This window comes from Idiomarina sp. ST10R2A5 (assembly GCF_051842325.1).
In the GTDB taxonomy this organism is placed as follows: Bacteria; Pseudomonadota; Gammaproteobacteria; order Enterobacterales; family Alteromonadaceae; genus Idiomarina; species Idiomarina abyssalis.
Map to the genome: position 1 here is coordinate 104714 of NZ_JBNIEX010000001.1, position 13050 is coordinate 117763.

The following is a 13050-nucleotide window of genomic DNA, read 5'->3' on the forward strand; positions in this document are numbered from 1 at the left end:
GAATTTTAAGGCGTATTAAATCACTATGGCGCCATTATATCGGTTTATACAATGATGTGGTAACGGAGTCTGATATGGAGCAGTATCAGAAAGCCGCTCGATTACTTGATAGAATAGAGCGCGAACTGAACAGTCTTGGCTTATGGCAGTCTCACCAGCCTCCCGTGCAGGCTTTGGAAAGTCAGCAGCCTTTTGCTGTTGATACGCTGGAGTTTCATCAGTGGCTGCAATTTATTATGTTGCCGCGGATGTGGTCTCTGGTCGACAGTCAACGACCTTTGCCTGAGGGCGTCGCGGTTAGTCCAATGGCTGCTCATACCTACCGTAACGAGCTTGAACAATACGAACAACTTATCGCTTTAATCCGTGAGTTTGATGTGCTGCTAAGTGGCACTGACCCTCTGCAGGAAGACGTCTAACGGTGAAGCAGTTAGAACTTGTTTACCAAGACGAACATTTAGCTGTTATTAATAAACCCAGTGGCTTACTGGTTCACCGAAGCCGCATAGCAAGCGGTGCCCGTGAATTTGCTATGCAAATGCTGCGAAACCAATTGGGGCGTCATGTCTACCCTGTGCATCGGCTGGACAGGCCAACGTCAGGGTTACTCACCTTTGCTCTTAGTAGTGATATCGCACGAACTTTGACTGAACAGTTAACCGCTCGTGAGGTAAGAAAAACCTATCATGCGGTCGTCAGAGGTTATGTAGCTGAAAGCGGTACTATTGATTACGCGCTAAAAGAAGAACTGGATAAATTAGCGGACGCTGACGCGGATACCGATAAAGAAAAACAGCCGGCGGTGACGCATTATAAATGCTTAAAGCAGGTTGAATTGCCTTATAAGGTCAGCAAAAAACACGATACCACGCGTTATTCATTGGTTCAGTTACAACCAGAAACGGGACGTAAGCACCAGTTACGCCGACACATGGCACACATTCGACATCCCATTGTTGGTGACACCAACCATGGGGATGGCCGGCACAACAACTTCTTCCGCTCTCACTTCGATATTAATCGTCTATTACTGGCGGCAACTGCATTGAGCTTTAAACATCCGGTCAGTGGCGAACCCGTTAACCTGGAAATACCACTGCCGGATGAGTTTCATCGGCCATTTACTGAATAATGACTATTCCGCGCTGCGTAGCAGGGCATTGATACCCACTTTGGCACGAGTTTTAGCATCAACCCGCTTAACAATGATGGCAGCGTAAAGGCTGTGCGTTCCGTTTGCAGAAGGCAATGAACCTGGTACAACAACGGAACCTGAAGGTACACGACCGTATAGAATGCGATCATTTTCGCGGTCATAAATGCGTGTGCTCTGGCCAATGTAAACGCCCATTGAAATAACAGCGCCTTCCTCAACAATAACGCCTTCAACAATTTCTGAACGCGCACCAATAAAGCAGTTGTCTTCGATGATGGTCGGGTTGGCTTGCAGTGGCTCTAATACACCACCGATACCCACGCCACCTGAAAGGTGCACATTTTTACCGATTTGTGCGCAGGAGCCGACAGTAGCCCAGGTATCAACCATAGTGCCTTCGCCAACATAGGCTCCAATATTCACGTATGACGGCATAACAACGACATTGCGGCCAATAAAGGCGCCTTTACGCACCATAGCCGGCGGTACAACACGCATGCCTTCGGCACGGAAACGAGCACTGTCATAATCAGCAAATTTAGCCGGAACTTTGTCCCAGAAACGTGTTTCGCCGCCTTCAATTAGGTCATTGTCGTTTAAACGAAACGACAGCAGAACGGCTTTTTTCAACCATTGATGAACAACCCACTCGCCCGAAATTTTTTCAGCGACTCGCAACTCACCGCGGTCAATCTCGTCAATGACGTAGCGAACTGCTTCACGCAAGTCGTCATTTTCAGTATGGGCGTTGAGCTGGTCACGTTGTTCAAATGCATCGATGATGCGTTGTTTTATGTTTTCCATGATAAGAATTTAAAACTCCAGGTCTTTGATAATTTGTTTTTTTAACGTTTGTTTCTGCTTGTCGTCCAAAGCGGTTTGTTGCTCCGTGGTGACAATGAATAAATCTTCTGCCTGCTCGCCTATGGTGGTAATTTTTGCGGCAAGTAAGGTGACATTTTGTTGCTGTAAAATAGCCGCAAGTTTAGCAATAAGGCCGGGTCTGTCCAGAGTTACTAGCTCAAAGGTTGTGCGACCGTGATGCTTACTTGGTATAAATGTCACTTCTGTGGCTACTGAAAAGTTTTTCATGCGCCGTGACAAGGGGCGTTTTGTACTGGGGACAGGTATGCGTTTATGCAGAACGTCCAGCAATTGTTGTTTGACTTCTTCAATGCGCTGCGGTTCTGTCAATGGCTTGCCGTCCCGTTGCAGTACAACGAAAGTATCCATGACAAAACCGTCACGGGTGGCAAGGATTTGTGCATCCAGAATATTTAACTGCTGGCTATCCAGAACACCGGCAACAGACGCAAACAAGTGGCTTTCTTCATGATGATAAATAAACAGCTCGGTTGTACCATAGTTGTTTTCATCACCAATTAGAATCAGTGGTAACTGGTCGGTCGGCAAGTTTAATATATGCTGTGAATGCCAGCTGATCTGCTCTGGCGTATGCCGGAAGAAATAATCGGCAGTAAAACGGCCCCACAAAGCGAGAATTTCTGACTTTTCAAACCCGGCACTTAACAGCAAAGCCATTGCATTGGCTTTGTTTTCGTTTATTTTCTGGCGAATATCCAGAGTTGGTTTATTACTGTCTTGTTGCAGCAAATAAGATGTTGCGTTGTATAGCTCTTCCAGCAGGGTTGCCTTCCAGTTATTCCAGAGCGACTGATTGGTTGCGCGAATATCGGCCACCGTAAGACAATAAAGGTAGTCCAGCCGCTCGAGCGTTGAAACCTGATTAGCAAAGTCTTGTATAACCTCAGGATCATGAATGTCACGTTTCTGCGCGGTAACTGACATGGTTAAGTGGTGTCTTACCAGCCAGGCAACCAACTCAGCGTCTTCTTCGTCATAACCATGCTGATGACAGAAGTTGCGCGCGTCCATTTCGCCTAATTCAGAGTGATCACCTCCGCGGCCTTTGGCGATATCATGGAAAATACCCGCTAAATAAAGGCAGTAACGACGATCCATCTGTGCTACCAGCTTTTCGCATAAGGGAAACTGGTCCTGGTAGTCTTCGTCGCTGAAGCGGTATAGGTTTCTCACCAGACGAAAAGTGTGTTCATCAACAGTGTAAGCGTGGAACAGATCAAACTGCATTTGCCCCACAATTTGTTGCCACTGGGATAAATAACTGGCCAATACGCTGTGGTGATGCATAAGTGCAAACGCCAGGCCACAGCCACGGGGATGCTGAATGAGCTGGTTAAACAGGTTTCTGCATTCAGGGTCATGGCTAAGAGGCTCGGTTAACTGAGCGCGCGCGTTTCTGAGTAAACGAATGGTATTTGAATGGATGCCTTTTATCTGTGGGTGTTCGGCAATGCAGACAAAAGCCCGGACAATATTGCAGTGGTCGTCGAATACGTTGTCATGTCGTGCGGTGAGCAACTCATTTGAGACCGCAAAGTCATCGCTAATATGCTCTGCGTGTTGTAAGTCCTGTGTGCCCAGTATGGCCTGATGAAAGAATTGCAGTAACATCTGGTTGAGCTCGCTGACACGAAGAACCACTTTAAAGTAATCTTTCATCATGGTTTCGACGGATGCTTTACCGTCATTGCCATAACCCAGGCGAACCGCTACGCCGGGCTGAAAGTCAAATAAAAGGCGGTCTTCGCGTTTACCAGCTTCAAGATGGAGGGCAAAGCGGATGCGCCATAACCAGTTCATGCAGTCACGTAGCTCGACGAACTCATCGGCCGTCATATAACCGTATTCAACCAGGTTTTCATCTGAATGGGTGCGGAAGTGACGCTTAGCAATCCAGCCAACGGTCTGGATGTCACGCAGTCCACCGGGGCTTGATTTGATATTAGGCTCGAGATTATAGGACGTACTGTGATATTGCTGATGTCGTTGTTTTTGCTCATCAAGTTTGGCTTGATAAAAGTCTCGGCTCGACCATGGAAAGTCATTCAATAATTGTTGATGAAATTCGTTATAAAGATCCTCAGAGCCATGAAGGTAACGGCTCTCAATAAGGTTTGTAGCAATAGTAATATCGTTTTCTGATTGACTAAAACATTCGTCGATGGTGCGTACCGAATGGCCAATATCTAAATGAAGATCCCATAAAAAGGTAATAAGCTGACTGAGCTTTTCAGACAACCTGGTTTCAGCGTCTTCGCTCTGGGGGGCAATTAAAATGAGTAAATCGATATCTGAACCCGGATGCAGTGTTTCACGGCCATAACCGCCAACAGCTAATATAGTGGCGGGTTCATTGTTAAGTTTAAACTGTTGCCACAATTGGCAAATGAGCTGATCAAAAAATGTCGAACGGTGATGAACAAGCTCATCAATGTCGGCCGTAACAAAACGCGCCGCAGACCAGTTACGGTAGCTCTCCAGAAGTGCTTTATAGTCTTTAATGCAAGGGGTATGAGTTCTGTCAGGCCAACGGCCATGGAAGTCTTTATCCTGTTCAACATCAGCCATAATACCCCCTGAAGTCAGTTAGTTGTGCTCGATAACTCGCGCTAAGTCAGGTTCGTCATTACGTAATGTGAGAACCTCTACACCGTTATCCGTGACTAATAGAGTGTGCTCCCACTGTGCACTCAGACTGCGATCTTTGGTAAGTACGGTCCAGCCGTCTTTCATCAGTTTCGTGTGGCGCTTGCCAACGTTAACCATAGGCTCGATAGTAAAGCACATTCCGGCTTTTAACTCTTCGCCGGTACCTGCCTGGCCATAATGAAGAATTTGTGGATCCTCATGAAACACGGAGCCAATACCGTGTCCGCAGTATTCGCGGACAATTGAGTAGCCGTGGCTTTCCGCGTGCTTTTGAATAACTTCCGCAAAGTCGCCGAGCTTGATCCCTGGCTTGACCATTTCTATCGCTTTGTAAAGGGACTCCTGGGTCACTTTAATCAAACGTTCTGCCATAATAGTAGGCTTACCTACCACAAACATTTTTGAGGTGTCGCCGTGGTAACCATCAAGCTTTACGGTGACATCAATGTTCATAATATCGCCATCTTTAAGCTTTTTGGGACCAGGAATACCGTGGCAGACACAATGGTTAACAGAGGTGCAAATGGACTTAGGGAACCCATGGTAATTTAACGGAGCAGGGTAAGCGCCATGGTCAGTAATATACTTGTGGCAGATATCGTCCAGCTCTTCTGTGGTTACACCGGGTTTTACGTATTCACCAATCATTTCAAGAACACTAGCGGCAAGCTTGCCTGCAGCGCGCATTTTTTCGATTTCTTCGGGTGTCTTAATTGAGATGGTCATTCTCTTCCTGTCCGTGACTGCTGGAAAAGCCGACAGTTTAACAGCGACTGATAGAATTCGCTATCTTTGAGGCGGGTTAAAACATAAGTTAAGTAACGTTTTTTGTTGTGTAAGTGTGCTCGTTATGGTATAAAACGCACGCTTTTTTGGCCTTATGCCAACAAAGTAAACTTGTATGTAAATGATAATCCACACATACATCGACACATAAGGCGGGGTGCTTGTCTAAGAACAAGTCGGCTTATGGGATGTATGGAGGCTTAACCCCCTAAAAAGGAAAAATATTATGGCTAACGTGTCAATGCGTGACATGCTGAAAGCAGGTGTCCATTTCGGTCACCAAACTCGTTTCTGGAATCCAAAAATGAAACCTTACATTTTTGGTGCTCGTAACAAAATTCATATCATTAACCTCGAAAAAACTGTGCCTATGTTCAACGATGCGTTGAGCTACATGCAGCACGTTGCTTCAAACAAAGGTAAAATCCTGTTTGTTGGTACTAAGCGCGCAGCAGCAGAAGCGGTTAAAGAAGCAGCTATTAACTGTGGTCAGTACTATGTAAACCACCGTTGGTTAGGCGGCATGTTGACTAACTGGAAAACAGTTCGTCAATCAATCAAGCGTCTAAAAGACCTTGAAACAATGAGCCAGGACGGAACATTCGACAAACTAACCAAGAAAGAAGCTTTGGTTAACACTCGTGAAATGGAAAAGCTGGAAAAAGGCTTAGGCGGTATCAAAAACATGGGCGGCTTACCTGACGTTCTTTTTGTTATCGATGCTGATCACGAGCACATCTCTATTAAAGAAGCTAATAACCTGGGCATTCCAGTTGTTTCTGTTGTGGATACAAACTCTGACCCTGACGGTGTTGATTACATTGTTCCGGGTAACGATGACGCGATCCGTGCAATTCAATTGTATTTGAACACTGCTGCAGAAGCGGTAAAAGAAGCACGTACAGCGCAAGTTGAAGCAAAAGACTCTGACGATTTCGTCGAAGCAACTGAATAATCGAGGAATAGAATCATGGCAATTACAGCAGCTCTAGTAAAAGAACTGCGCGAGCGCACAGGCGCTGGCATGATGGACTGCAAAAAAGCATTGCAGGAAGTCGACGGTGATATGGAAGCGGCAATTGACCTGATGCGTAAAAGCGGTCAGGCCAAAGCAGCGAAGAAAGCAGGCCGTGTTGCAGCTGAAGGTGTTATTTTAGTTAAGTCTGAAGGCAACCAGGCAACGTTAGTTGAGCTAAACTGCGAAACTGACTTCGTAGCACGTGACGACAGCTTCCTGGCATTTGGCGATAAAGTCATTAACGTTGCATTTGCTAACAAAGAAAATGACGTTGAAGCGTTAAAAACGACTGACATCGGTGGTCAAACGGTTGAGAAAACTCGTGAAGACTTAGTGGCTAAAATTGGTGAGAACATGAACGTTCGTCGTGTTCAAACTCTTGAAGCTGGCGATGTTGTTGCAACTTACACTCACGGTGCTCGCATCGGTGTTGCAGTTGCTCTTACCGGTGGTGATGAAGACTTGGCTCGTGACTTATGTATGCACGTTGCAGCAAGTAATCCACAGTTTGTTAAGCCTGAAGACGTTGAAGCTGAAGTTGTTGAGAAAGAGCGTTCTATTCAGGTTGATATCGCAATGCAAAGCGGTAAGCCGAAAGAAATCGCTGAAAAGATGGTTGAAGGCCGTATGCGTAAGTTTACCGGTGAAATCAGCCTGACTGGTCAGCCTTTCGTGAAAGATCCATCAATGACTGTTGGTGAGTTACTGAAGAAAGCTGGTGCCGATGTTGTTACTTTCGTTCGCTTTGAAGTGGGTGAAGGTATTGAACGTAAAGAAGAAGATTTTGCTTCTGAAGTTCAGGCACAAGTGGCGGCAGCGAGCAAAGGCTAACAGCGTGGTCTCGACCAGCCCCATGAAATAGAAAATTATAAACCGCGTCTTGAGCGTTCAGGACGCGGTTTTTTTTAAACTAAAGGAAAGAGTAGAGGCAATGATGAGCACCCATCCGAAACCCAGTTATCGACGCATATTGTTAAAACTCAGTGGTGAAGCCCTTATGGGGGACGAACCATTTGGCATTGATGCTAAAGTGCTTGATCGTATGGCACAGGAAATTAAGGAATTAGTTGAACTTGGGGTTCAGGTAGGCTTGGTCATTGGCGGCGGTAACTTATTCCGTGGAGAAGGTTTAGCCAAAGCTGGTATGAATCGTGTTGTGGGCGACCATATGGGTATGTTGGCAACAGTGATGAATGGTCTGGCAATGCGTGACGCTCTGCATCGTGCTTTTGTTAACGCTCGCTTAATGTCAGCTATTGAATTAACGGGTGTTTGTGACAGCTATAACTGGGCAGAAGCTATTAGTTTATTAAAGTCAGGTCGGGTGGTGATTTTCTCTGCCGGAACTGGCAACCCTTTCTTTACGACAGACTCAGCGGCGTGTTTACGCGGAATTGAAATTGAAGCTGAAGTTGTTCTTAAAGGAACGAAGGTTGATGGGGTTTATTCGGATGATCCTGTGGGTAATCCGGATGCAACCTTGTATAAGCATATTAATTACGATGATATACTGGAAAAACAGTTAAAAGTAATGGATTTAGCGGCATTCACTCTGGCGCGAGACCACGCTTTGCCTATACGGGTGTTTAATATGAATAAGCCGGGTGCTTTACGAGCCGTGATTATGGGTGAAGAAGAAGGTACACTAATTAGTAAAGACGCAGAGTAATTGCCGCTATTGAATAGAAGGGTATAAGACAGTGATAAAAGAAATTATAGAAGACGCTAAAGATCGCATGGAAAAAAGTGTTGAGTCATTGCGTAGTCAAATGTCGAAAGTACGCACGGGACGAGCTCACCCCAGCATTTTAGATAGTGTTATGGTGAACTATTACGGTACTGACACTCCGCTGAAACAGTTGGCTAATATCACCACCGAGGACTCCAGAACTTTAGCGTTGACCGTATTTGACAAGTCGGCTTCAGCTGCGGTTGAAAAGGCAATTATTAATTCGGACTTGGGGTTAAACCCGGCATCAGCCGGAGCTGTTATTCGCATCCCTTTGCCACCATTGACTGAAGAGCGTCGTCGCGACCTGGTTAAAATTGTGCGCGCGGAAGCAGAGCAGGGGCGAGTGGCGGTACGCAATATTCGTCGTGACGCGAACAGCGATATTAAAGACCTTCTGAAAGAAAAAGAAATTACTGAAGATGAAGAACGTAGTGCTGAAGATGAGATTCAAAAACTGACGGATAAATACGTCAAGCAAATTGATGAATCGTTGAAAGCAAAAGAAGAGGACTTGATGGAAATTTAACCATCAAACCTTACCTACGTTGGTCTATGACGCCGTGTCAGGTATACTCGCACGGCGTTTTTTAATGTTTACGGCAGATTGAATGAAAGAATTACCGTCAATAGAGCAGTTAGTTCCCAGACACGTCGCCATTATCATGGACGGTAATGGTCGTTGGGCGAAACAACGCGGTAAAATACGAACTTTTGGGCATAAGGCCGGAGCAGAAGCTGTGCGCAGAGCGGTCGCTTTTGCTCGCCGTAACGGTATAGAGTCTCTGACTTTATTTGCATTTAGTAGTGAAAATTGGAAGCGTCCCGCTACTGAAGTATCGGTACTGATGGAGTTGTTTATGTCAGTATTGAAAAGCGAAGTAAAAAAGTTAGACGATAATGATATTCGCTTGCGCATTATTGGCGATAAAGGTGCTTTCTCAAAGCGTTTACAAAAGCGAATACAAGAAGCCGAAGAAAAGACTCAGAATAATAGTGGGCTAAATTTAAATATCGCTGCAAACTATGGTGGTCAATGGGATATCACTCAAGCCAGTCGTAAGTTGGCTGATAAAGTGAAAACCGGCGAGATCGAGCCTTCAGAAATTACCGAAGAGGCAATATCCGGTGAACTTATGATGGCCGATCAGCCATTACCGGATTTACTCATCCGAACGGGGGGTGAGCGTCGTATTAGTAATTTTCTATTATGGCAGTTGGCTTATGCAGAGCTGTACTTCACTTCAACATTGTGGCCCGACTTTGACGATGCCATTTTTGCTAAAGCTATAACGGATTTTGCTCAACGTGAACGTCGCTTCGGTTTAACCAGCGAACAATTGACCGTGCTTATGCAAGGCATAGAAACTCGGATAGAGGAATAACACTTGCTAAAACAACGTATTATTACAGCATTATTGCTGGTTCCAGTGGCACTATACGGGGTTTTTATGCTGCCGCTTTGGGGCTTTTCTCTGTTTATTCAGGCGGTTTTAATGCTGGGTGCCTGGGAATGGTCTCCTCTAATGGGCGTGCGTCGCACATCAGCGCGTATTGCTTATACTCTGTTTGTTGGAGCTATAATTGGTGTGCTTTCATGGCTGGCACCGTATGAACACTTATGGCGCGATGGCGAGCTTTCTAAACTGATTTATTACACTATCCTTGCCGGTGGCATCTGGTGGGTCGTAGCTTTGGCAATGATAGTTAACTACCCCTCAAGTCGCCGTATGTGGTCGCGAACCCGCGCCATTGTTGGTGTTTTTGGGCTGCTGATTTTTATTCCTACATGGGCTGCCTTAGTCACGGTCCGCTCTATCGATATTGATGAGTCACGCTTCTTTGGTGGCTGGGTTGTTCTCTTTATTCTCCTTTTAGTCTGGGCTGCCGATGTCGGTGCGTATTTTGCCGGCGTTCGTTATGGGCGCAACAAAATGATGCCAGCCGTAAGTCCGGGCAAAACGATGGAAGGTTTATGTGGCGGGGTAACTCTGGCTTTTGTGGTGATGATGGTTGTGGCGCACTGGACTAAAGTGCCAGCTGATCAATTTACCGGTTATTACTTAACCGGGTTGTTTACTGTAGTGGCGTCGGTATTCGGAGATTTAAACGAAAGTATGTTTAAACGCAGTGCCGGAGTAAAAGACAGCGGATCAATTTTACCGGGGCATGGGGGAATTCTTGACCGTATTGACAGTCTTACAGCTGCAGTGCCTATTTTTACCTTAGCTTATCTGGAGTTTTTGCATTAAACCTATGCGTCGAATTACGGTTTTGGGAGCAACAGGCTCCATTGGTCAAAACACTCTGGATGTTGTTGCACGACACCCGGAAGGCTTTGAGGTTTTTGCGCTAACCGCTCACAGCCAGGTTCAGGTAATGGCTGAGCTGTGTTTGAAGCACCATCCGCAATACGCCGTTATGGGCTCTCAAAGCAGTGCGTCAGAGCTCAAAGAGCTTTTAGGCACTGAGGTATCAACACAGGTAACCTACGGCGAAAAAGCTTTAGCAGAAGTTAGTGCCGCAGGCGACGTCAATATTGTTATGGCAGCGATAGTTGGCGCTGCAGGACTTGCCCCGACATTAGCTGCTATTGATGCGGGTAAAGATGTCTTGCTGGCCAACAAAGAAGCCTTGGTAATGAGCGGTCAATTGTTTATTGACCACGCACAACGTTCTGGCGCTCGAATAATACCAGTAGACAGCGAACACAATGCTATTTTCCAGTGCTTACCCCAGGCTGCCCAGCAGTTGGTTGGCACTATGTCTTTAGCAGAGCATGGTATTCAGCATCTGTTATTAACTGGCTCCGGTGGCCCGTTTCGGGATATACCGCTTGAAGAGCTATCGAAACAAACTCCAGGGGCGGCATGTAACCATCCCAACTGGTCTATGGGACGAAAGATATCTGTCGATTCGGCCACTATGCTTAATAAAGGACTGGAATATATTGAAGCCCGCTGGTTATTCAATTGCTCACGTGAACAGTTGAAAGTGGTGATTCACCCTCAAAGTGTTATCCATTCTATGGTCCAGTACACAGATGGCTCGGTTCTGGCGCAAATGGGGGAGCCTGATATGCGCACCCCAATTGCCCATTCATTGGGGTATCCTGAGCGATTAGAAAGCGGTGTATCAAATCTGGATTTTACTCAAATTGGACAGTTAACGTTTAAACAGCCCGAGTCAGCTCGCTATCCCTGTCTGCAGCTTGCAATAGAAGCGTGTTGGGCAGGGCAGTGGGCAACGACAGCCTTAAATGCTGCCAATGAAATAGCCGTTGATGCGTTTTTGCAGGAACAGGTGGGCTTTACCGATATCGCTAAAGTCTGTGATTCCGTATTACAGTCGGTAACAACTCATGAGGCTGATAGCATCGAGACGCTATTAGCTATCGATAAAAAAGCGCGTTTAGCAGCTAAACAATGGTTGCAGGAGTACGCACAGTGATAGACGCAATTTGGTATTTCTTTTCGTTTGTTGTCACATTGGGAATTTTGGTTGCGTTTCACGAGTTCGGGCATTTTTGGGTTGCTCGACGCTGTGGCGTTAAGGTAATAACCTTTTCTGTTGGTTTTGGTCGCGCTATTTGGAAGCGTACCGGAAAAGACGGTACGGTCTATCAACTAGGTGTTATCCCTCTTGGCGGTTATGTTCGAATGCTGGATGAACGCATTGATGATGTTACCGAAGAAGAGCGAGATGTAAGCTTTAATGCACAGTCGGTTTATAAACGTTTTGCCATAGTAGCGGCGGGTCCTGTTGCTAACTTTGTCCTTGCGGTAGCGGTGCTATGGCTCATGTTCGGTATTGGTGTGCCGACGGTAAAGCCTGTTATTGGTGATATCAAAGAAAACTCCATTGCTGCAAAAGCAGATCTGGAAAGAGGCAGTGAAATTTTGTCAGTCGACGATGTAGAAGCTTATGACTGGCAACAAGTGCAGCTGGGCTTAATGTCCGCTATTGGCGATGACGAGACGATAATAACGTTAAGAACTCCGGCGGGAAGTGAAGTTCAGCGCAGGCTGGACTTGACCAGCTGGCGGTTTGATCCTGAGACAGAGTCGACCTTTGGAAGTTTAGGTATTGAGGTTTATCAGCCTGAAGTCTACACCGAGCTTAGTCAGGTTGAAGCAGACTCACCTGCTGATGCGAGCGGCCTTAAAGCGGGCGACACTATTATTTCTATTGACGGTGAGCAGGTCGATAGCTGGGAAAAAATACGTGAAATTATTGCTCAGTCGGCTGGGCAGAGTCTGTTGTTTACGGTTGAAAGAAATAGCGTTGAGCAGGAAGTTTCTGTTCAAATAGGGGAACGGGAAAGTCAAAATGGTGTCATAGGCTACCTTGGCGTAGTTCCGGTGACTGAACCGTTACCTGATAATTATGTTTTCAACCATCAATACGGGTTTTTCGGGGGCTTAGCGAAAGGCGCAGAAAAAACTTGGGAGTTGATGGTTGTTAGCGTGAAAATGATAGGTAAACTGCTGACCGGAGATGTTTCTGTAAAGAACCTGGCAGGGCCTTTAAGTATTGCTGAAGGTGCTGGTGTTAGCGCTAGTAACGGGTTCGTCTATTTTTTAAGTTTTTTGGCATTATTAAGTGTCAATTTAGGGATAATAAATTTATTACCTTTACCGGTGTTAGACGGCGGTCATTTAGTGTTTTACAGCATTGAATGGATTCGTGGTAAGCCGGTATCCGAAAGAGTGCAAGACGTTTGCTATAGGATTGGTGGGGTGCTGGTATTCGCGTTGATGGCGTTAGCAATATCAAATGACATCGCCCGTTTCGCATTCTGAGTCACGAATTAACAAAAAAGTAGCT

General features: G+C 46.0%; 13 protein-coding genes. 10 read left to right on the plus strand and 3 right to left on the minus strand.

The window, feature by feature from the left end:
• Positions 1-74 precede the first annotated feature (74 nt).
• Together ACP7FG_RS00495 and truC are read left to right on the plus strand one after the other, a co-directional pair.
• Positions 75-419 carry a YqcC family protein gene (locus ACP7FG_RS00495; RefSeq protein WP_054488177.1) on the plus strand — a complete coding sequence of 115 codons (345 nt, stop codon included), beginning with the start codon at positions 75-77 and terminating at the stop codon, positions 417-419.
• A 2-nt stretch (positions 420-421) separates the two neighbouring features.
• Entirely contained in the window at positions 422-1132 is a 711-nt protein-coding gene (truC, locus tag ACP7FG_RS00500; RefSeq protein WP_439225202.1) for a tRNA pseudouridine(65) synthase TruC, read from the plus strand.
• 3 nt (positions 1133-1135) lie between these two features.
• On the opposite strand, the gene dapD is transcribed toward truC, so the two are convergent.
• From dapD to map, 3 genes are read right to left on the minus strand one after another with little or no spacing between them, the layout of a single operon-like run.
• Positions 1136-1960, minus strand: a complete 825-nt coding sequence (gene dapD / locus ACP7FG_RS00505; RefSeq protein ID WP_054488173.1) for a 2,3,4,5-tetrahydropyridine-2,6-dicarboxylate N-succinyltransferase — start codon at positions 1958-1960, stop codon at positions 1136-1138.
• Between the two features lie 9 nt (positions 1961-1969).
• A complete protein-coding gene (gene glnD / locus ACP7FG_RS00510; protein WP_439225203.1) occupies positions 1970-4609 on the minus strand; it encodes a [protein-PII] uridylyltransferase in 2640 nt (879 codons plus the stop codon).
• An 18-nt stretch (positions 4610-4627) separates the two neighbouring features.
• Positions 4628-5416, minus strand: a complete 789-nt coding sequence (gene map, locus ACP7FG_RS00515; protein WP_054488170.1) for a type I methionyl aminopeptidase — start codon at positions 5414-5416, stop codon at positions 4628-4630.
• A gap of 286 nt (positions 5417-5702) precedes the next feature.
• Here map and rpsB point away from each other — a divergent pair, with 286 nt between their 5' ends.
• From rpsB to rseP, 8 genes are all read left to right on the plus strand, one after another.
• Positions 5703-6431, plus strand: coding sequence for a 30S ribosomal protein S2 (rpsB, locus tag ACP7FG_RS00520; RefSeq protein ID WP_054488169.1), 729 nt, complete (start codon positions 5703-5705; stop codon positions 6429-6431).
• Between the two features lie 15 nt (positions 6432-6446).
• The gene (tsf, locus tag ACP7FG_RS00525; protein WP_054488167.1) at positions 6447-7325 is read left to right on the plus strand and encodes a translation elongation factor Ts; all 879 of its coding nucleotides are present in this window, start codon (positions 6447-6449) and stop codon (positions 7323-7325) included.
• 103 nt (positions 7326-7428) lie between these two features.
• Positions 7429-8163, plus strand: a complete 735-nt coding sequence (gene pyrH / locus ACP7FG_RS00530) for a UMP kinase (RefSeq protein ID WP_222237006.1) — start codon at positions 7429-7431, stop codon at positions 8161-8163.
• Positions 8164-8194: 31 nt separating this feature from the next.
• A complete protein-coding gene (gene frr / locus ACP7FG_RS00535) occupies positions 8195-8752 on the plus strand; it encodes a ribosome recycling factor (RefSeq protein WP_054488165.1) in 558 nt (185 codons plus the stop codon).
• Positions 8753-8834: 82 nt separating this feature from the next.
• Complete coding sequence (uppS, locus tag ACP7FG_RS00540; RefSeq protein ID WP_199494885.1) at positions 8835-9608, plus strand: polyprenyl diphosphate synthase; 774 nt, start codon at positions 8835-8837, stop codon at positions 9606-9608.
• Between the two features lie 3 nt (positions 9609-9611).
• Complete coding sequence (locus tag ACP7FG_RS00545; RefSeq protein ID WP_222235461.1) at positions 9612-10475, plus strand: phosphatidate cytidylyltransferase; 864 nt, start codon at positions 9612-9614, stop codon at positions 10473-10475.
• 4 nt (positions 10476-10479) lie between these two features.
• On the plus strand, positions 10480-11673 hold the full coding sequence (gene ispC / locus ACP7FG_RS00550) for a 1-deoxy-D-xylulose-5-phosphate reductoisomerase (RefSeq protein ID WP_439225204.1): 1194 nt from the start codon (positions 10480-10482) through the stop codon (positions 11671-11673).
• Entirely contained in the window at positions 11670-13025 is a 1356-nt protein-coding gene (gene rseP, locus ACP7FG_RS00555; protein WP_278354625.1) for a sigma E protease regulator RseP, read from the plus strand. Before ispC ends, rseP begins: the two co-directional genes overlap by 4 nt.
• Positions 13026-13050: the final 25 nt, after the last annotated feature.

Excerpts from the sequence above, each read along its gene's own strand:
- glnD (WP_439225203.1), bottom strand. The coding sequence starts at position 4,609 with ATGGCTGATGTTGAACAGGATAAAGACTTCCATGGCCGTTGGCCTGAC.
- ispC (WP_439225204.1), top strand. The coding sequence starts at position 10,480 with ATGCGTCGAATTACGGTTTTGGGAGCAACAGGCTCCATTGGTCAAAAC.
- map (WP_054488170.1), bottom strand. The coding sequence starts at position 5,416 with ATGACCATCTCAATTAAGACACCCGAAGAAATCGAAAAAATGCGCGCT.
- pyrH (WP_222237006.1), top strand. The coding sequence starts at position 7,429 with ATGAGCACCCATCCGAAACCCAGTTATCGACGCATATTGTTAAAACTC.
- tsf (WP_054488167.1), top strand. The coding sequence starts at position 6,447 with ATGGCAATTACAGCAGCTCTAGTAAAAGAACTGCGCGAGCGCACAGGC.
- ACP7FG_RS00495 (WP_054488177.1), top strand. The coding sequence starts at position 75 with ATGGAGCAGTATCAGAAAGCCGCTCGATTACTTGATAGAATAGAGCGC.
- dapD (WP_054488173.1), bottom strand. The coding sequence starts at position 1,960 with ATGGAAAACATAAAACAACGCATCATCGATGCATTTGAACAACGTGAC.
- rpsB (WP_054488169.1), top strand. The coding sequence starts at position 5,703 with ATGGCTAACGTGTCAATGCGTGACATGCTGAAAGCAGGTGTCCATTTC.
- uppS (WP_199494885.1), top strand. The coding sequence starts at position 8,835 with ATGAAAGAATTACCGTCAATAGAGCAGTTAGTTCCCAGACACGTCGCC.